Consider the following 19,374-nt stretch of genomic DNA (forward strand, 5'->3'; position numbering starts at 1 on the left):
CTATTTATCCGAGACGTTATCCTGTCATCAGTATATAAGAGAAGAATGAGAATTTCATGAGAGTGAGCCACGCTGTACAGAAGATGGCAAAATAATTGTAGCCGTCGTCCCAACACCCTCTGTGCTGATCAACTCAATACGTGCACCAACCGCTCCGGCAATATCCTTGGCCAAAGACAAGCCGAGACCCGATCCGCTCTCTCCGCTACCACGCGTTCTCGCCGGATCAACGCGATAGAATCGGTCAAATACTTTGGCTAGATCCGCTTCACTCATGCCGATCCCTGTGTCCACAATCTGTATCCAGCTCTCCTGATGATGTGTCTTAACATGAACTTCAATCTGTGCCTCACTATACTTTCGAGCGTTATCCAGCAAAATAAACAAGAGCTGCTTCAGCTTACTCTCATCGCTGATAGCCCATATATGTCCTGCATCGTGACAGATCACCTCACGATGGTAGGCTTCACGGAATGCTCTCGTGGAATCCTGCACGAGTCGGTTAATATCCACTCGCTCTAGTTGCACATTCCACTGCTCTGGCTGCTTCGCTAGCAATAACAGTTGCTCCGTCATCTCCCGCATACGGATCGACTCGGACAGAATAGCTTCAACGGCTTCGTCAAACACCTCAGGGCGTTCCTTCCCTCGTCGCTGGAGCAAACTCGCGTAGCTCTCAATAATGGTCAGCGGTGTTTTCAATTCATGAGAGGCATCTGAGACAAAGCGTTCTTGCCGCTCAAAGTTTGATTCCAGCAGATCCATCATGCGATTAAATGTCTGTCCCATCGTATTCAACTCATCCTTGGACTTGGCATCCAGTGAAAGACGCTTGAACTGACCACTAGACTGGATGTCTCCCATCGTACGTGTCATTTGTTGGATTGGCCTAGTCATCCGGTTAGCTAGAATCCGGCTGGAGATGATGGCGGGAATCAACGCAATGATTGTCACAGCAACCAGAACAGTTCGAAGCACAGATAGACCACGCTCGGTCTCGGCAATGCTCTCGGTGACTTGCACATTCACCACTTCACCATCCGGCCAGATAACAGGTAGTGATACCCAGACATAACCGATCTCTCCAATCTGGAGGTACTCGGATCTCTTCTCACTTTCATATGTATAGGAGAGCTTGCTTAGCTGCTCTCCTGTCTCTGCCGTTACCGGTGCGGAGCTGGTGCCGTCCTCGTTTACAATCCGCAGCATGCCGTCCAGCGGCGCGTAGGCACGTAACAAGTCGTCCGGCGGAATCGATCCGGCAGACTGTCGCACTCCTTTTACAATAGACTCCGCTTCTCCTTCAATCCGCTTGATCTCGTTATTAATCGACATTCGCTCAAATACAATATACACGGACAAATTAACAGCGATTAAAAGCACAGCAAACAGTACGGAAGAATATCCGTAAATCTTACTTTTCAAACTCATAACTGTTCCTTCAGGACGTACCCGACGCCCCGAACGGTATGTATTAATGGCGGCGTGAAGCCGTTATCTACTTTCTTGCGCACATATCGGATATATACATCTACCACATTGGTATCTCCATAATAATCATATCCCCAGACCGCCTGTACAATCTGCTCCCGACTGAGTACTTGACGCTGATTCTGAAGCAAATATACAAGCAGATCGAACTCACGTGGTGTAAGTTCAATCTGTGTGCCATCCCGGGATACCTCCCGTGTACCTTCATTTAGTTTCAGTCCAGCCGCAGTAAGCCAGCCTGAAGTAAGCTCAGGGGAGCTCGCAGAAGAAACATGATTCATGTCCGGTGATGTCGATGCAGAGGTAGATGAGACAGTTGATGCTGCCGCACTTAATCGCAGTGCTGCCCGCACACGAGCAAGCAGCTCTTCAATTCGAAATGGTTTGGTAATGTAGTCATTGGCTCCGAGATCAAGCCCAGACACTTTGTCCTCTACCGAATCTTTAGCGGTAAGCATGAGGATTGGAATTCTCGCATCCTTCGCACGAATACGGCGCAGCACTTCAATCCCGCTCAGACCAGGCAACATAATATCCAGTAGGATAAGATCCCACTGCCTGTCCGCAACCATTTCGAGTCCCTCTGTTCCACTGCCCGCCTTACCTACCTGGTACCCCTCGTATTGCAGCTCCAGTTCAAGCAGGCGCGATATTTTCGGTTCATCCTCAATCACCAATACAGCTTCATTCATGCAGAGCTCCCCCTCACTTCCCACATTCCTTTTCCCGTATAATACAACATATCCACGTTCAACTAAAGAATAGTTACACTTGCCACTCCGATGACAGAATAACCTTCCGATCGCTGTTATCCCCAGATTTTTTTGATTCCCTTCTTCAAAGGGAAAATCCGGTGATAAAGGCGAGCGCTCCGCTTCTTCATGTTATTTCTGTCCTCTCCGTTCCCGTGTAAAAAATGTAGTTGAACTGATTGAACTATATTTATTTTCACTTAGCAATCCGATAACAGAACAACCTTCCGTATCGCTTTATAACGTACTTAACGCATCCTGAACGGAGTCATTCCCCGCAATCAGATCAAAAGCTCTGCGGTATGTCTTTTCTTCCTGCAAGGAAGCAGCAATGACACGAGCTACATCTTCACGCGCAATGCTTCCCGGTTTGAGATCTGTGCCAACGGCAACTTGACCTGTACCTGATTCGTTCTTCAGGCCGCCGGGGCGGATAATGGTATAATTCAGCTCACTTGCAAACAATGCACGATCCGCATAGTGCTTCGCCACGTAATACGGCTTGATCTCATCTGGCCATTTATCACGCTGATCCGCGCCATATGCACTGACCAGAATGTATCTGGAGATTCCTTGTTGCTCAGCAGCCTCCATCGTTTTCACCGCACCATCAAGGTCAATCAGCAGTGTTTTGTCTGGTCCTGTGGAGCCGCCTGATCCGGCTGTAAACACAATCGCATTCTGATCCTTCATCGCCTGAGCCAGATCATCGACGCTCCCCTCTAGGTCGCCCATTACGACACTCGCGCCGATCTCCTTCAGAGCATCTGCCTGCTCCGGTTTGCGAATCATAGCCGTGACTTGATGCTTGCCTTCCTGCACCAGCTGTTCCACCAACAGCTTACCAATCTGTCCATTTGCTCCAATCACTAATACGTTCATAATGTCACACGCTCCTTTATTCATTTATCAGTCATACGATATATCTCTAATTTAAACGAAAGTCGAAAAATTTAACCTGCTGCATACGTACCCTTATAATTTCGACGTCATTCCAGTTACACGTTATCAGTTATTCGATTGGAAGCCCACTCGACATAAACCACTTCCGGATATTACTATGTACAGTTCATTTCTAGATAATAAAAAAGATACACAAGATTCAAAATCACTTTTGCATAGCATATATTTCATGTAAAATTAGTAAGTGGATGTAATAATTTTCTAAGTATTTCTACATTCTTCAAACAGACGGGGTACATAGTTATGGTAAAAAGAAATGATCGAAAGTTAATTATGCTTATCATCTTTTCTCTAATGTTGATACTGCAACAAGGATGTTCTCTCATACCAGATGATACGACATACATTTCTTCGCAGGATTCAGTCAATCAGATTTTAAGTAATACGACGGATAACCACTCTATCATTGAGTTCAGCAGCGTTAATCAAACCGTTGAGCTTTTATTTGAAGAGTACACCTATGGGGAGCTCACGTATCAGGAGGATTTGGGTAGGTATAAGATTACGGACAATTCGGACGGTATTTCCCCCTACATGGTTATTACCGTTCTTAGCGATGTAGATCGAGGGAATGGTTATTATACGTTCTTGTATTCAAATGGAGGGATCATTTCGAAAAGGACGATATACCGTCCGTTACCTCAAAGGAAAACCGTTGCCCATAAAGGGCTCGTTAAAGTATTTGACCAGAACCTGTCTGAGAAAGAATATATTATTTCCGCTTCGGCCTATTCTGATGCATCTATTAACCTCGGCATTGTTCCTGAACAGATTGCCGATACCACAGCGTATCCCAAAGTTCACTATATTAAAATGAAGGTTCTTCCTTAAGGATTACATACTAACAAGTCAAAAAGGACGCTCCCGTAGGAGCGTCCTTTTGCATTTTAAAGATATGTTGATTAGTAAGCCAGTGCGAACAAACCATGAATGTGAGACAGGTAACGGATGTTACTTGCTTCTTTCATCATTGTTGCAGGCAGACCTTTCAGACGAGTTTGGTTGCCACCGATCATGCCGACAGCATCTTTACGTCCAAGGCTTCCCAGTGTACCTGAGAAGATTGGTGAGAAGGATTCCATTGCGCCACCTTTGAACATTACGCCCAAGTTGTGACCAATCGTCTCACCCATTTGCCAAGCGAGTTGTGCTGTTGGAGGGTAAGGACGAGCGCCTTCGCTAGGGAAGACCACTGCGCTGTCACCAGCAACGAACACATCTTTGTGGGATGTGGATTGCAGAACTTCCGTAACTTTAGCACGGCCACGATCCACTTCAATTCCGCTGTTAGCAACAACCGCGTTACCTTGAACGCCACCAGTCCATACGAGTGTGTTCGTAGGGATGGAGCTGCCGTCTTTCAACAGAACTTCGTTTTCTTTCATCTCTGTAATCGCTACGCCAACGATGAAGTTAACGCCACGTTTTTCGAGACTGGATTTCGCACGATCAACCAGCTCTGGCGGGAAACCAGCCAGGATAGAAGGACCTGCTTCAACTGTGTACAGGGAGATATCGTTGAAGTCGATGCCTTTTTCCTTACATACGCCAGGAAGAAGGTCAACGAATTCGCCGACAAGCTCGATACCAGTCAAGCCGCCGCCACCAATAACAAACGTAGCGTCTGCTTTGTTGCCGGATTGTTTGTATGCATCCAGACGTGCTTCAACGTGTGTACGAATACGGTTTGCATCACTAACAGATTTCAGCGTGAAGCTGTACTCTTGCAATCCCGGAATTCCGAAGTAAGCTGTTTCGCTACCCAGAGCAACGACAAGTGCATCGTAAGAGTATGTGGAGCCGCTAGTCATCAGAACTTTTTTCTCGTCCGGCTTGATTGTATCCACCGTATCGATTTTCAAGTTAACATTTTTGCCACGCAGCAATTTTTCCAGTGGAAGTGCAACAGCCTTTTCAGCAATGCTTCCCGCTGCAAGACGGTGCAGTTCCGTAATAATTTGGTGCGTAGGGTAACGGTTCACGACTGTAATAGTCGCTTCTTCCGGGGTCAAGTATTGACGCGCAGTCAGCGCAGTCAACAGACCGCCGTAACCTCCGCCCAAGATCAAAATTTGCTTCGACATATCCATCCTCCGTTCTACTAATCTTAACGTTGCTGTTGTTGACGCTCGTTCAGGACACTCAAGAATGATTGAGCAAAACGAAGCGTTTGTTGTACGTTTGGATCTTTAAGCATTTTGAGCATAGCGAACAAGCCAACCGAAGTTTGCTCTGTTTGCGCACGATCATTTGCTTCGATTGCAGCGGAAGCTACACCTTTAGCTTTGTCTACAACAGGCTTAGCGAATTCACCCATTGCACTCATTGTGTCGCTGATCAGAACTTTGTCTGTAGCTACGCTTTGTGCAAAGTCATAAGCTTTCGTCATTGCAGTAACCATTTCAGCCAATTTAGGCAGGTTCTCCACCAGAACGGTCAAAGACTCCTGTACCTCAGGCTTCATCAGTTGATCCAGTACATCCAAGGACTGGCGTTGGGAAACGTCGGCACCTTCTGTAACCGGCACCTCTTGTTGAGTAGGCGATTGTGACATAAGAGAAAGTCCTCCTTTACTTTGGGATAGAAGTCCGCAACTTTTCATGATGCCTGTCAAGCAGAGCCGAACCACAAATACATCAATACAACTAAATGTACCAAATTTCACACAATAGAATGAGCGAATCCCGTAAGCCGCTCTCACATGATGTATTGTATCTAGGATCTATTGCGTGCAACATGTGTTGACGCACAAAACGACAAGCAGGCCGAAACCGAACTCTATACCCCTATATTACACCTCTTACACATCAACATGAAAAAGAAATTTTTTACACTTGTGAAGATATTGTGAACATTGTAACAAAATCGATTATTTTGTCAAGGTTTACGGCCTCGTTAAGCGAGCCTTTCCTTCAGTCCAAGATCCGCATTTCTACCACATGTGGTATGAAGACGAGATCACTTATGGCCATATGTGCGATATGTACGCAACGAAGGAACAATTCATTTGTTTTTTAAAGGAAAATATTCCCAAAATCTCGTTTTTTATGCAACGAAATTGGTCACTCCCATTATTATGCGGCGAGGATGCCACCCTTATTCCCGATATGAACATCTTTATTTAGCTTGAATGTAGTATGTAGTTTGACTCTTCTGAACAAGCCATCGTTTAGAATTCCAGCAACCCGGTTAATAAGGACTACACCAGATAACGAAGGAGATGTTCGATATGAGTAATTCAACTGGCGATAAAATCAAAGCAGGCGTGAACAAAGCTAAAGGCGAAGTGAAGGATCAGATCGGTAATGCAACGAATAACAGATCCCTTCAGGCTGAAGGTAAAAAGGATAAAGCCAAAGGTGCTGTTCAGGACAAAATTGCAGATGTGAAAAAACATCACTAATACATCTGATTCCTGCAATCTAGTTCAACAGACTTAAGGAGTCATTCTCCATGGTCTTCACTAGATGGGTAACAGATATAGCATAACTCCCCTGTCCAACAATAACTAGCATCAGGTCAGTCCCGGGACAGAGGTGCAAAAAAGCCGAGGAAGGTGTGTTCATACTACCCCTTCCCTGGCTTTTTTTGTTACGGTTTTGCTATGGCGATCTCAAACGCTATAGATTGATCATCACGATTGAATCGTATAGTAACGTAGAATGAATAGCAGAAGGACGTGATATATATGGAGCAGACCAATTCACAGGTACGAACGTTATTTCTACATGACGATGGGGTTATCCCTAACCATCCTACACTCCCTGTGCTTATATACCAAGGGGTGTGGGCAGACAATCCATCCTCGGCTGAACAGAAGATGAACGATCATCACTGGGGCAATAGCTGGGTTAATGGCGTGTTTGATTATCACCACTACCACAGCAATGCGCATGAAGCCTTGGCCGTCATCAGCGGCTCCGTACAGATCATTCTAGGCGGTGAAAATGGGCAGGTCGTTACTTTGCAGGCGGGTGATGTTGTCGTACTTCCTGCTGGAACAGGGCATAAACGGCTGCAGGCCAGCCTCGATTTCCGTATCGCAGGCGCTTATCCCGCTGGCATGAATTATAATACGCGCACGGGTGATCCAAGCGAACGTCTCCAAGCTTTGCGTGAGATTCAGCAGGTTCCTATACCCGATAACGATCCGGTGTATGGATCTGATGGTCCACTGCTGAAACTATGGGGTAAACGTACAGATGCTAAACAAGACTGAAGAACTCCCGAACTCCCAAATAAACAAATTGGGTGAAGCCCCGGCTTCCTTGGATATCAAACGTAATACCCTTTAGACTAGCTGCCGGCAAATCTTATACTATAAAATCGCATTGCATGAGGCATGCCCTCCATGTCGAATCGTCCATGTAGAATAAGCTGACGTATACGGTACTCAATAAAAGTATCGCCGACAGCTTGTTCCAGATGACCCAGCACTTCACCTACAATACGAGCTGACTTAATGAATTCCCCAGGCTGTCTTGTTGACGCCACCTCGGTAAACTTCTGCAGGATGAACTCATCAATGGCGTCCTCAGAGACACTTTGGATGATCCCATCTTGCATTAAGCGCAAATGTCCAGGCTGTGCAGACAGATGCAGCCACTCTTGCTCCATTTGTCTGCGCTCCTCAGATGATAACGGTTCATCATGCTCGCAGTGATGCCACATCTTCAGTAATTTCTCGGAATTAATCTCACCTGTACCGCGTACTTCATACTGTACTTCCGGTGTATTAAACAATTGTGGATATAAATCTTTCGTTTCAATGATATAGATGGGGCTTTTCCTGTCACGCAGCAAATACATGGCATATAAGAGTCCGGTTCGCTCATGACTATTGTTGGCATACCAGATCGTAATCCGCGTCTCTTCCTCAATGGAGCTGATCACTTGGTTGATGTGAAGCAGTTCGTCTACCCCTTGAGCCGCGTACCTTCCATGTTCACTCATGTGAAATCGCTCAAGCAGCCACAGATGTCTGCGCTGCACATTTACTTTGTTCGTTAGATCCCCCAATGGTCCAATCGCATAGTAGTCATTCATCGTGAAGAACCGCCGCCCTGAACGTCCAGGAACGTTGCCCATCGCCACCTTAATACTGCCTAATGGTGAGTCTCCAAATGCGATGTGTATTTCATGCGTTTTCTGTGCTTCCAATGCCTGCTTCTCAGCCTGATCCCGGCTTCGATGTTCATCCAACTCTTTAAATATCGACTGAACTTTAACGGCAAAATCATCCGTACGATCTGCAGCTATCCCTTGACTAACTGCCATATCTGCTCGGAGGTATAACTCTCGTAACAACATACGCAGCTCATCCTCATTCATACGATGCAACTCTTGATCAAATTCAAAAGCATTCTCAATCATAAGGCTTCTCCTTTAATCGTTAGTCATTGGCAAAAAACAGTTCTCGCTGTCGTGCATCATTCTCCAGCCGTCCAAGGTTAAGAGGAGATAGACTTGCCTGTGGATGAATGAAGCTCATCATTGCTATCATCCTGGTGAGACGACGAACGGGTAAAGTGACGCTCCAACTTACGACTTGCCCATAGAGATGCGGCGACAAACAACAATACGCCACCCCAGCGAATAGGATGCTCCAAGAACTGCTCGACGTTAGAACCGATGTACGTTACACAGAAGATCATAATGGCCTTACCACAGCCAACAGCGAGCAAGAAGGATAGCAACCGCATACGGGCAATACCTGCCGCAACATTGATAATAACAAACGGCCCAACCGGAAATATGCTAAGCAAAAATACATAACTGAACGCATTCCGCCGAATCCATACCATACTGCGTTGTACTCGTGGTTTATTCGCCCATCGTTCTACGAAGGCAGATTTACCGATCTCTCTTACAAGTAGAAAGGTAACCGTACAGCCTAATACCATTCCGATCCATGAATATATAAATCCTGCCCATAGTCCATACACCGCGCCATTCACCCCAACAATAAGCAATGTGGGCAGCGGCGGTACAAATGACTTCATAAAGGTGAGCAAAATCCCTGGTAATGGGCCAAGCGAACGAAACTGCTCTAACCAATAACGTATATTTTCTTCCGTGATATAGGACATAATGTCCAAGGGTACCAAGCTCATCTGCATCCTTCCAATCTATACTGTCTTAAGTTACTTTTGGTTCGGGTACCGATTGAAGTAACACCTTTGTTCTATTCTTTTCATACAAAAATCTCTCACCTCACTACTCTCAGTATAACGTACAGATGTACTTCCCACCGTTGTTAATTTGAAGAAATATTCACAGTTCATCGTGGACATTTCATCACTCAATAAGACTTGTTGACATCACAAAGAGCACATCCGACACAAGTTCAGGTGTGCTCTACATTATACGTATCTTCAAAACGATTATAGATTGAAATTAAATAACCAACTAATCTAACTGCGCCTCTTGTAGCTGTATCTGATTCAACTCTTCCTGATGTGCTGCATTCCACTCCGGAATACCGGATCGCATGAATTCGTCCGCATCCATAGCAGCCTTCGATTGATTGCATAGATTGCAGGCACATACACAATTGAGCGGTGTCGTATGTCCACCTTTGGCTCGGGGAAGCAGATGGTCAATGGTGTCTCCATACGATCCACAGAAATAACACGTGTACTGATCACGATTCAGAATAAACCGTTTGAAATCCTTATTGCTGAATAATCTGCGGATGGTATATCGGTTGACCACCACTGCAGCCTTTTCCTTCACCAGTGTGACAGCAAGCTCCATATCAATCTCCTGATGCCAGCGGCGTCCCTTGTCCGTTTTGCCACGCATTCGGATGAGTCCCTGTCTGTTGGTTCGAAGGGAAGAAGGATCTTCCGGATCAATAGCGACCGGCTCTGCTGAATTCTGACGGCGCTGACGACGATCTGTACTTAACCCACGATTACGAGTCCCATGTGAGCTTGTCCGATGTGTCGGTATCGTCACACGAGCTGAGTCTTCATTAGGACTCTTCAGCTCCGGATTCGCTATAGTCAGCTGCTGATCCGACTGTTGGTCGGACTCTGATTTTGTTTGTCCTTTTTCCAGGAGAGCATCAGGTCGTTTCGCTTTTCTCTTCCTTCTTCTCTTCTTACGGTGTCCAGAAGAAGGTTCAGTCAATGATAAGGACTGCTTGTCCGAAATGGATTCAATCACAGGTGAAGCAGAGCTATCCTTGCTCGCTTGCACGGATACTGAACGCACAGCAGAAACTGCTGGTACAGTCACAGATGTAATAACGTCCTTCTCATTATTCGCTCGTTCGGAATGCCTTATATGTGGCATGGAGATGTTGCTGACGGCTGCCTGTACACCAGACTTCCGACAGCTTCGGCAGGCTCCTCTTCTGGCGCCAGGGCCGGCGCGTTTCCCGGTTCTGCGCCGAAATTCGGACAACGAACGCTTTTGCCCGCAATACATACATGTCTTCGTCTGCTGCGCTTCATGTTCAGTCATATGTTGCCGGAAAGGGGCCGTGCCCATCTCCATGTCGTCACCTCGGTTCCTTATGAATCCGGTTTCTTTCTATTGTATCACATCTGCTCACGAACACCCTCATGAGCTCCTGATTGATATTCCTCAGCGACGAATTCCTGCGGTTGCTCGCATTCATGAAGGATATGTTCTACGTATTCTAATATATCTTGCATCGGTCTCCCGCATTGTTGACATGTTGTCATTTATCTCACCTTGTTCCTGTTCATCAAAAAGAATTTGTAATCGTGTTCCGATGTCTCATTACCCTTCGTACGCGAAAAAGAAACATTCGTTCCCCATGCTTCAGGGCAATCTATATAACCACAACGAAAGAGTATTTACACTGGCCACTGCGATGCCAGAACAACCTTCCGATCGCTGTTACCCCCAGATTCCTTTCATTCCCTTCTCCAAAGGGGGAATCCGGGGATAAAGGCGAACGCTCCGCTTCTTCAGGTTATTTCTGTCCTCTCCGTTCTCGTGTAAACGTTTAGTTAATTTATATCATGACATACGAAAAAGCCGTTTCCTGCTCAACCCTAAGGTCGACCAAGAAACGGCTCTATATTCCTATGATGGAAAATAAATATAATTATGCGTCCAGTTGTCCTGACTTTTGCTGTGGCACAAGGCGTGGTTTGGGCTTCGGCAAATTACCGAAGAAGACCCATGCGAATGGAATGAATCTCGCTGTCAAACCTACGACAATCCACGATGCGATCAAGGCAACCCCGAACCCTCCAGCATACCAGAGGTGAAGCAGCCAAGACGTACCCGTTTGCGGAGGGAAATTCCGATAAACGAGCAAGAAGAACGGATGAATCAGATAAATGCCGAAGGACAGCGCACCCAGTCGATTAAGTGGCTTAACGATTAATGCTGGCCCTTTGCGATAGAGCAGATAAGAGATCTGGATCAGAACCAGCGCACAAGCGAAGGTATGCAGATTCCAGAAGAATTCGTACCATAGTGTGTTATAGGTTGCGATCTTCAGGCGCAGTAGATAATAAATGTACACATGCCCAAGACCAGCAAAGATCCATACAGCCCAGAGCAATACCCATGAAGCTACTCGCCCTTTGGTTGCATTGGCACGGCTAATGACAAACCACTGTTTGATCTTAGGGAAGTACACGCCGATGAAGGCACCTAGCATAAAGTACGAGAAGTAAGAGAACGCCCAGCTACCTTTGTTAGGAACTTGGAATCCATACTTATTACTCACGATGAAAGCCCACTGAATAAGTAACCCAATCAGCACGGACCACTTCACAACCGAAGGATACTTCTTGAGCAACCAGAGCACAAACGGAAATAACAGATAGAATTGCATATTGATAAAGACAAAGTACAGATGTGTGTATGCCTTACCCGTGAAGAGCTTGGTGATGAAGCTAAGGGCTGACTCTCCAAATGGGCGACCCTGATAATGGATGTAATGCAGCAATACAAAATACATCAACGAAAACAGGAAATAAGGCAGTAAAATATACACGAATCTTTTCTTGTAAAAATTACTTACTAACTTCTTATCTAGCGGACGAGAATAATAGTTATAGAACAGCACAAAGCTACTCATAAAGATAAAGGTCGGCGTACCATATTTCATAAAAATATTAATAAAATTATACAGCCAATAGTATCCTGAGCCGGTCATGTCTACGGTAGCGTATGAAGTGGAGTGCACACTTAGCACGCCGATAATAGCCATGGCACGTACCAGATTTAGCTCTGGAATCCGCTCTCTTTTGATTGTCTCACTCATGTTTAGCGTTTCTCCTTCATTTGTTCGTCGATATGTCATATATGACTTAATACAATAAACTCACTCTCTCTATTAAAAAGCATAAAACTTAATATGGGTAGTCCATTTTCTTAACATTTTCTAAATTTTCAAGCAGATTTCACATGTTTTTCATGCCCATCCATAGCAAAAAGACCGCCACAGTGCGGTCTTTAGGGTCAGATAGTATATGTATTATTATTTATGGATGACCGGGATGAAAATGGTAAACTCGGGATCAGACTCATCCGCCTTCTGAGTCATAGGGTACACTTCATAATGCGTAAGCGCACCTCCGGCTAACTGATACTCACTAGCTTCAATCCCCGCATATAACTCGTTATATGAAGCTTCGATATTCCGGCCTTTCCTGTGGTTACGCTTAGCGTAATGGCTCGAAGCAACCTCAATACGCTCCATTCCCTCGGGAATCTCCTGTGCAACACTAGGATCGACTTCAACGCCAACATAATGGGTGAACCCTGTCTCCGTCATGTGATAAGATAATCCGAGGAGTTCGTCCGGATGCAGCACATGCTGAATCTCGCCCCACCGACGTTTAAATTCCGACTGCACCGCACGAATGCCACCGGCTCCTGCCTCGGCAAAAGTCCCTTCCCACTTCATACCCACCACCACACTTGCCTCTTTATGCACTAATTCAAATACACTATTTACCTGCTCCATGAACATTCATCCTTTCACGATAATATAATTCACTTTCAGCCAGGAATTAGTAATTTACTCCACAATTATACATCAAATATAGTTGAAGTAACTGTAATTTTTGTTAAATTTCGAAATAATCTAGCGCCCTGTCAGAAGACTATAAAACCACATCACAATCCCTCTTAAAAACAAAAAACCGTAAGATCTCAAGAGATCATTACGGAGCAAAGTTTATATATTATCTATTTACCACCTGTCTTACCAAGCGTTTGCGGAAAAGCACTCCCCTGAAACATCCTTAGATAAAACTTAATTATCTTTTGGACGACTAGCTAGAATCGTTTTATAAACCTCAATGGCAGCCTGACGCGAAGCTTTCAGATCGACAATGGCATGTTCTCGCGGCTGATGGATATCTTTACTGTGCGAATCCTTCAGATCAGGCAGCCATTTGCGAATATAGTCCCCTTGAGGGTCATACTTCTCAGACTGTGTTACTGGATTATTCACCCTGAAATAGGGAGCAGCGTTCTCACCCAGCGAAGAGCACCACAACCAATTACCCCGATTCTGGATATTGTCATAATCTCGCAGCTTCCGTCTGAAATAGGCCTCGCCTAACGTAAAGGGACACTGCAGATTTTTGGTCAGAAACATCGCTGTCAGAATACGAAGCCTATTCGGCATACGCCCAGTCTCATTCAGTTCTGTCATGGCTGCATCGATAATTGGTATGCCTGTCTCCGCCTTACACCATTTCTCAAAATGCTCATCGTGTAGTGCCGAGAGATCGTATACCTTCTCATACGTAAAATAGTGACTCTCATACACCGCACGATACAAATAGAAGTCTCGGAAGCATAACTGTCTAATCCATTCGTAGGAATCCTCTGCTCGATTGGCAGCATCATACATCTTACGGATTGATATCGCACCAACAGCCACATAGGAGCTTAGATGACTGGGCTCATATGCCTCATACTCATCCCGATGATCCCCATAGTCCACTACTCGCTCTGCCAAGAAATCGTTCATCAATGGGAATGGATCTTCCACCATAGTATCTGTTAATAGATGCTCAGGCACAGACATGGATTCAGGAAACTCCATCTTGCGCTCACTTACCTTCAGATCTGCAACAGTGGTTGCTGATGGTGGGTTCGGATGCTCATTCATGAACTCGACCCAGCGCCGATGGAATGCAGCAAACACCTTATAAGGCTCAGACTTACCTGTAAACGAAGCAAAACCTGCAAGATCCATTAATAGATGATCTGTTAGAAGGGTGAACGTGACCTTCCGCTCGTCCGTAACTTTGCGTATACTACGGTCTCTCTCCATCGCATAAGGGGTCATGTCCCGATGGGCAACAACCTCATCAATACGGCCTTCCATCTGCTCTAAGATGTATTCCACGACTTCAGCCGGCTTACCGTATGCAACATGTAAATGCTGTCCTGCTTCATGGTACTGATTGCCAAGCTCTGCTGCATGTTGTAGAAAATTCACACCACTGTGCTCCTCATCACGGCCCTGACGCAGCAAAAATGGGTCATAGATAAACACATGTAGACTCTCTACTCCCTGGTCTCGCAAATAATCGAATCCCACCAGGTCATCTGTTCGCAGATCTTTACGATGTATGAACAATTTCATTGATATCCTCCTGCTGTGCCTACACTACTTCGTCGTCAGCTTATGATAAAGTTGACTCGTCTCCAACTCAGGTTGGTGACCAAGATCCTCAAATATCGTAAGTGTGAACGAGGTATACAATTTGAGTATGGCTTGTTGATCATCCATAGATGCATACACCTCCATCATAAGGCGGCAGATTTCCTCGGCATATGGCTCACGTTCTTGTAGTTGTATTAACTGCTCAATCGCTTCTTTACCCCGTCCATGATGCATATTCCACTTGGCAATATCCATTACGAGCTGCATATATTTTCGTTTAAGTTCACGCGCTTTGGCTTGAGACCACTGGTAATCATGCTCTTCAAGATAGTCTCCTCGATAGAGTGCGGCGAATTCACGTAATTGCTCTACATTCTCTTCGGTGACTTCACTATAGCTCGTTCCCTGTTCGAACTGTTCTATGTCACTTACAAGATTACCCGCAAGAAGACGATAGCGGTTCATATTGTATTCTAATTTGCCCGTCATATGCCATTCCTTCAGAAGCTTGCGAATCTGATACACCGATGTATGTAGATGAGTCAGACCCTTCTCTTGAGAGACGTCCGCCCATAACTTGTCCAGTATGACCTCTTTACTTACCCACTCACCCCGATGATGAAACAGAAAAGCAAACAGCTCCTGCGACTTCGTCGTACGCCACTTATGCTTCTTCGCTTCAGGCGCTAGGCTTCTGTAAATATCCAGATGCTTAAAGGTGAGTAACCCAGGAACATCTGTATGAGCCTGTGTATCCTTACCATCGAGCTCTACGATCTCCGCCGCGACGGCTACCTGGGAATGAGCCGCACCAAAATTTATAATTCGGTCTACTGTCTTCGCTAATCTGGCAGAGCTTAACGGCTTCAAGACGTAATCCAGGGCATGTAATTCAAATGCCTCGACGGCATGATCAGCATATGCCGTTACAAATATAATCTGAACCTGATAATCCAATTGCTGTATATATTCAGCCGCTTCCAGTCCATTCATCTCAGGCATGCCGATGTCCAGAAATACGACATCTACACGATTCTTAGCCAGAAAATCAATACCTTCACGAGCTGTCGAAAAACATTGCACAGGTGTAATCCGTCCGTCCGACAATAACAGGCGCTCCAAATGCAGCTGCGCGGGTTTCTCGTCATCGATTACAATCGCTCTCACCGTTCCTCTAACCTCCTAACTATATACAATGGACTAAAGACGACTTACACGGAACATTTTAATGCCGAACAACCTTCCAAACACTGGTTTGGTGTACATGTACATATAAAGTCCAATATATAGTTATTATTTTATATTAATTAACTATTCTAAGGGTATATAAAACCGAATAATTGACCCTTTCCCCAAATGACTCTGAATCTCTAGACCTGTGCCATACAGTGAGGTCAAGCGCCGATTAATATTTTTCAAGCCTACGCCCCCTGGCCCTTCGGTTCTTCCTGATTGAACCTGTGCTAGCCGCTCTGGCGATATGCCCACACCATCATCTTCGACCTGTACCAGGATACGCGTCCCTAGCCTAGCAATCTTCAGAGAAACCGTTCCTCCAGCCGCACGCTCCATTACACCATGGCGAATAGCATTCTCCACTAGAGGCTGGATACTTAGTGGAGGGATATAGAGATGAATGCCAGGCTCCACGTCGTAGAGAACAACCAGTCTTTCCTCGAATCGAGCCTTTTCCAAATGCACATAGGATTCAACAAGCTCCATCTCCTTGTGCAACGGAACGAGTTGATCTCTGTTCTGGAAATCAAAACTGCCTCGTAAATACTGACTTAGCTCAATCAGCAAATCAGTGGCTTTGTCCGGATCAACCGCACAAGTGGCGATAATGACATTGAGTGCATTATAGAGAAAATGCGGCTTAATCTGTGCTTGTAAGAAGGCCATCTCCGTACGAATTGCTCCTTGTACGGACACTTTCATCTCGATCAGCGTTCTGACCCGGGCGCGGAGTTCGCCTGCATCTACAGGTTTACTCAGGAAATCATTCGCTCCGGCTTGGAAACCTAGCTTAATATCCTCAGGCAAACCTCGCGCCGTCAACATCAGAATAGGTAACTCAGACAATGAACTACGCTCCCTCAATCTACGGGACAGTTCAATCCCTGACATGCCAGGCATCATCCAATCCGTTACCACCAGATCAATGCTCGGGTGTTTCTCTCGCAGCTTCAGAGCAGCGGCTCCGCTATCGGCAGCAATAACGCGATAGCGCTGCGTCGATAACAAGTTAATCAATACCTGGCGATTAACCGGATCATCATCCACAACCAGAATCGTGTGATCGGCCTCAAAAGCATGATCGTTCTCATCCAGCTCATCAACGAATCCATTGGTCTTCTCAACACTCTGGGTGGCAGCTACATATTGTGCGGCTGAGGGTTTGAAGCTCGCTCGAAGCAGGTGGGTCTGTGCGACAGGCAGTGTAAAATGGAACACTGAGCCTTCGCCGGGAACGGATTCAACCCATATCGTCCCTCCGCCTAATTCAACAAGCTTACGTGTGATACTCAGACCTAGTCCCGTACCTCCCATGACATTTTCACTTGTCCCATTCCCCTGCTCATAGGATTGAAAAATATCTTCTAGCTTATCTTCAGCGATACCTACACCCGTATCTGCAACGGAGACGGTCACTTGTTCACCCTCAACCGTCGCAAATAGGCGAATCTCACCTTGATGAGTATACTTGTATGCATTTCCCAGCAGGTTGTACAGAATCTGTCGTAAACGATCCTCATCCGCCTCCACAAGCGGCATAGCCTGTGGCCACTGCTGGAGCAACACGATCGGTTTGTCTCCGAAGGTGAAGTCAGATACCTCCACGACTGTACGTGCGATGGATTCCAGATCGACTGCTTCTCGCTTCAGTTCAATTTCACTATTTTTGAGCTTGGCAAAATCAAGAATATCGTTAATTAACAAGGAGAGGCGTTTACCTGTAGAGGTGATCATAGATAGGTTCTTGGCCTGTTTCTTTGTAACCTCACCTGCCGCACCCTCCAGCATGGATTGGGCGATATTAATAATGCCGTGTAGCGGCGTGCGCAGCTCATGAGAGGTATTAGCCATAAATTCATCTTTGAGACTATCAATAACAAGCAACCGCTCAGATAATGCCTCAACCTCACGAAAGGATTCCGCAAATCGAATGGCCGTTAGAATCATCTGTATGAAAATAAATAATAATAGCTCATACAATGCTAGAAACGATGTATCCCATGTGGTAAAGGCACCCACGGTATGCAGCACCACAACCATCATCAGGCTCATCATGCTAAGTAATGCAAAATGGCTATCATCAGCTCTCCTTTTCAACCAAAATACCATTGCTCTAAGCGAATATAGGATGACAATGAGAGAAATAAGTAACATATATGGCGTCAGACGCGAGAACACGGCTGGTGGTAACGCAAGCCCGATCACACACTGAAGAATGACCAATATGACACCGAGTCGAACAAACCATTGATGCACCGCGCCCGGAACAATAACATCGATATACCGAAGCAGATAATAATACGCAAGGGCTGCACTAAGGAATTGAATCCGCAGGATCTCGTTATTCGGAAGAAAGGGTAGAAATGTACCTAATAATTTCTCTCCATGGGTCAATGCATACATCGCACCGGCGAGACTGAACAAGCCAAGATACCGGAGTTCTCTCTCATTCTGCCTTAATCGGAATAAGAGCAAGAAGAATGCCGCAGGAAATAGAAAACCGAAGAGAGCCATAAGATCGGTTAGCCAGCTCCATTGCTGGCTATTCTGGATGCTGCGTTCATCCCCGAATAAGATTGAGGCAACAATCCCGCCGGAGGAGTAGCTATAGTTAGATACTTGAATAAGAATATCCGCACTCTCTCCATCTATCGATGTAAAACCGGTGAACGGCAGATTGAGCTGGATATCGATATCTGGATTTATCCCAGGCAGACCTTTACCCCCAATTTCTTTGCCGTCCAAAAAAATGCGATGAGCCATGCGAATATTCTGAGAGCGTATTCCATAATCGTTCTTAATGACATTAGGATTAATCTTAATGCGTACGTGATATGTACCGAATCCATGTGCTTGACCAAGTGTCTTATTCCACTGTGAGGGAACCTTCACCTGTGAATGAGGCGATAACGCCTTACGTCCAGATCGATCAGCTTCCAAATCAACGGGCGTCAACAATTGATTCGGATAGAAATCCCAGTCACCGTCAAGCGTTGCAGAACCTTTTTGGTCAAAGTCCCATTGCGTTAGATCTATGAATCCATCCTGGACGGTTGGATTGGTGCGATCGGATATTAAGGTATGTGCTACCCAACCCAGCGGAAATATCACAATGCATATAAAGCTGATCGTGAGCATAATCCAGTGTTTTTTCATCCTAAATCCTTCCGTCTCTAGAGAAGAAGTCTAAATTTGTCGTTTAACCGTTATAAATCCATAATCAAAAGCGTATTCTTTTGAAGAATCTTTATAAATCCATGTTACACGTTTCTCGTGCTGACGGAAATAGTTGGCGCATCTATTTTTGCAAAA

16 protein-coding genes are annotated in these 19,374 nt (G+C 45.6%); 3 read left to right on the forward strand and 13 right to left on the reverse strand.

The features are described from left to right. Positions 1 to 54 precede the first annotated feature (54 nt). The 3 genes from V6W81_RS27890 to V6W81_RS27900 all read right to left on the reverse strand — a co-directional run bounded on the left by V6W81_RS27890 (position 55) and on the right by V6W81_RS27900 (position 3,125). Entirely contained in the window at positions 55 to 1,431 is a 1,377-nt protein-coding gene (locus V6W81_RS27890) for a sensor histidine kinase (RefSeq protein ID WP_338541044.1), read from the reverse strand. Further along, a complete protein-coding gene (locus V6W81_RS27895; protein WP_145044761.1) occupies positions 1,428 to 2,183 on the reverse strand; it encodes a response regulator transcription factor in 756 nt (251 codons plus the stop codon). The genes V6W81_RS27890 and V6W81_RS27895 overlap by 4 nt, the downstream gene beginning before the upstream one ends. A gap of 297 nt (positions 2,184 to 2,480) precedes the next feature. Further along, positions 2,481 to 3,125: an SDR family oxidoreductase gene (locus V6W81_RS27900; RefSeq protein ID WP_145044762.1), complete on the reverse strand. Its 645-nt coding sequence runs from the start codon at positions 3,123 to 3,125 to the stop codon at positions 2,481 to 2,483. Between the two features lie 324 nt (positions 3,126 to 3,449). On the opposite strand from V6W81_RS27900, the gene V6W81_RS27905 reads away from it, so the two are divergent. Then, a complete protein-coding gene (locus V6W81_RS27905) occupies positions 3,450 to 4,037 on the forward strand; it encodes a hypothetical protein (protein WP_338541045.1) in 588 nt (195 codons plus the stop codon). Positions 4,038 to 4,108: 71 nt separating this feature from the next. Here V6W81_RS27905 and V6W81_RS27910 read toward each other — a convergent pair whose 3' ends face one another. Together V6W81_RS27910 and V6W81_RS27915 are read right to left on the reverse strand one after the other, a co-directional pair. After that, positions 4,109 to 5,290 carry an NAD(P)/FAD-dependent oxidoreductase gene (locus V6W81_RS27910; protein WP_338541046.1) on the reverse strand — a complete coding sequence of 394 codons (1,182 nt, stop codon included), beginning with the start codon at positions 5,288 to 5,290 and terminating at the stop codon, positions 4,109 to 4,111. Between the two features lie 23 nt (positions 5,291 to 5,313). After that, entirely contained in the window at positions 5,314 to 5,760 is a 447-nt protein-coding gene (locus V6W81_RS27915; protein ID WP_056703434.1) for a DUF1641 domain-containing protein, read from the reverse strand. A 675-nt stretch (positions 5,761 to 6,435) separates the two neighbouring features. Between V6W81_RS27915 and V6W81_RS27920 the strand changes: the two genes are divergently transcribed. Both V6W81_RS27920 and V6W81_RS27925 read left to right on the forward strand, forming a co-directional pair. Continuing rightward, positions 6,436 to 6,609, forward strand: coding sequence for a CsbD family protein (locus V6W81_RS27920; protein WP_082560610.1), 174 nt, complete (start codon positions 6,436 to 6,438; stop codon positions 6,607 to 6,609). Between the two features lie 285 nt (positions 6,610 to 6,894). After that, positions 6,895 to 7,425: a cupin domain-containing protein gene (locus tag V6W81_RS27925; RefSeq protein ID WP_145044768.1), complete on the forward strand. Its 531-nt coding sequence runs from the start codon at positions 6,895 to 6,897 to the stop codon at positions 7,423 to 7,425. A gap of 77 nt (positions 7,426 to 7,502) precedes the next feature. Here V6W81_RS27925 and V6W81_RS27930 read toward each other — a convergent pair whose 3' ends face one another. From V6W81_RS27930 to V6W81_RS27965, 8 genes are all read right to left on the reverse strand, one after another. Continuing rightward, on the reverse strand, positions 7,503 to 8,579 hold the full coding sequence (locus tag V6W81_RS27930) for a DUF1835 domain-containing protein (RefSeq protein WP_338541047.1): 1,077 nt from the start codon (positions 8,577 to 8,579) through the stop codon (positions 7,503 to 7,505). A gap of 77 nt (positions 8,580 to 8,656) precedes the next feature. After that, positions 8,657 to 9,319 (reverse strand): TVP38/TMEM64 family protein, encoded by a 663-nt coding sequence (locus V6W81_RS27935; protein ID WP_338541048.1) that lies wholly within the window; start codon positions 9,317 to 9,319, stop codon positions 8,657 to 8,659. A gap of 295 nt (positions 9,320 to 9,614) precedes the next feature. Then, on the reverse strand, positions 9,615 to 10,703 hold the full coding sequence (locus V6W81_RS27940; RefSeq protein WP_338541049.1) for an HNH endonuclease: 1,089 nt from the start codon (positions 10,701 to 10,703) through the stop codon (positions 9,615 to 9,617). 586 nt (positions 10,704 to 11,289) lie between these two features. Continuing rightward, a complete protein-coding gene (locus V6W81_RS27945) occupies positions 11,290 to 12,462 on the reverse strand; it encodes an acyltransferase (protein WP_145044774.1) in 1,173 nt (390 codons plus the stop codon). Positions 12,463 to 12,678: 216 nt separating this feature from the next. After that, the gene (locus V6W81_RS27950) at positions 12,679 to 13,167 is read right to left on the reverse strand and encodes a GyrI-like domain-containing protein (protein ID WP_338541050.1); all 489 of its coding nucleotides are present in this window, start codon (positions 13,165 to 13,167) and stop codon (positions 12,679 to 12,681) included. A gap of 291 nt (positions 13,168 to 13,458) precedes the next feature. Further along, entirely contained in the window at positions 13,459 to 14,805 is a 1,347-nt protein-coding gene (locus V6W81_RS27955; protein WP_338541051.1) for a cryptochrome/photolyase family protein, read from the reverse strand. A 24-nt stretch (positions 14,806 to 14,829) separates the two neighbouring features. Then, on the reverse strand, positions 14,830 to 15,993 hold the full coding sequence (locus V6W81_RS27960; protein WP_145044780.1) for a response regulator: 1,164 nt from the start codon (positions 15,991 to 15,993) through the stop codon (positions 14,830 to 14,832). Positions 15,994 to 16,137: 144 nt separating this feature from the next. Further along, positions 16,138 to 19,218, reverse strand: a complete 3,081-nt coding sequence (locus V6W81_RS27965; RefSeq protein WP_338541052.1) for a hybrid sensor histidine kinase/response regulator — start codon at positions 19,216 to 19,218, stop codon at positions 16,138 to 16,140. Positions 19,219 to 19,374: the final 156 nt, after the last annotated feature.

The sequence above is a fragment of the Paenibacillus tundrae genome (assembly GCF_036884255.1).
Classification (GTDB): Bacteria; Bacillota; Bacilli; order Paenibacillales; family Paenibacillaceae; genus Paenibacillus.

Bases quoted from the DNA above. Each gene is read 5' to 3' on its own strand.
- V6W81_RS27935 (WP_338541048.1), bottom strand. From the start codon at position 9,319: ATGAGCTTGGTACCCTTGGACATTATGTCCTATATCACGGAAGAAAAT.
- V6W81_RS27895 (WP_145044761.1), bottom strand. From the start codon at position 2,183: ATGAATGAAGCTGTATTGGTGATTGAGGATGAACCGAAAATATCGCGC.
- V6W81_RS27945 (WP_145044774.1), bottom strand. From the start codon at position 12,462: ATGAGTGAGACAATCAAAAGAGAGCGGATTCCAGAGCTAAATCTGGTA.
- V6W81_RS27915 (WP_056703434.1), bottom strand. From the start codon at position 5,760: ATGTCACAATCGCCTACTCAACAAGAGGTGCCGGTTACAGAAGGTGCC.
- V6W81_RS27950 (WP_338541050.1), bottom strand. From the start codon at position 13,167: ATGGAGCAGGTAAATAGTGTATTTGAATTAGTGCATAAAGAGGCAAGT.
- V6W81_RS27905 (WP_338541045.1), top strand. From the start codon at position 3,450: ATGGTAAAAAGAAATGATCGAAAGTTAATTATGCTTATCATCTTTTCT.
- V6W81_RS27940 (WP_338541049.1), bottom strand. From the start codon at position 10,703: ATGGGCACGGCCCCTTTCCGGCAACATATGACTGAACATGAAGCGCAG.
- V6W81_RS27965 (WP_338541052.1), bottom strand. From the start codon at position 19,218: ATGAAAAAACACTGGATTATGCTCACGATCAGCTTTATATGCATTGTG.
- V6W81_RS27925 (WP_145044768.1), top strand. From the start codon at position 6,895: ATGGAGCAGACCAATTCACAGGTACGAACGTTATTTCTACATGACGAT.
- V6W81_RS27920 (WP_082560610.1), top strand. From the start codon at position 6,436: ATGAGTAATTCAACTGGCGATAAAATCAAAGCAGGCGTGAACAAAGCT.
- V6W81_RS27930 (WP_338541047.1), bottom strand. From the start codon at position 8,579: ATGATTGAGAATGCTTTTGAATTTGATCAAGAGTTGCATCGTATGAAT.
- V6W81_RS27890 (WP_338541044.1), bottom strand. From the start codon at position 1,431: ATGAGTTTGAAAAGTAAGATTTACGGATATTCTTCCGTACTGTTTGCT.
- V6W81_RS27955 (WP_338541051.1), bottom strand. From the start codon at position 14,805: ATGAAATTGTTCATACATCGTAAAGATCTGCGAACAGATGACCTGGTG.
- V6W81_RS27900 (WP_145044762.1), bottom strand. From the start codon at position 3,125: ATGAACGTATTAGTGATTGGAGCAAATGGACAGATTGGTAAGCTGTTG.
- V6W81_RS27910 (WP_338541046.1), bottom strand. From the start codon at position 5,290: ATGTCGAAGCAAATTTTGATCTTGGGCGGAGGTTACGGCGGTCTGTTG.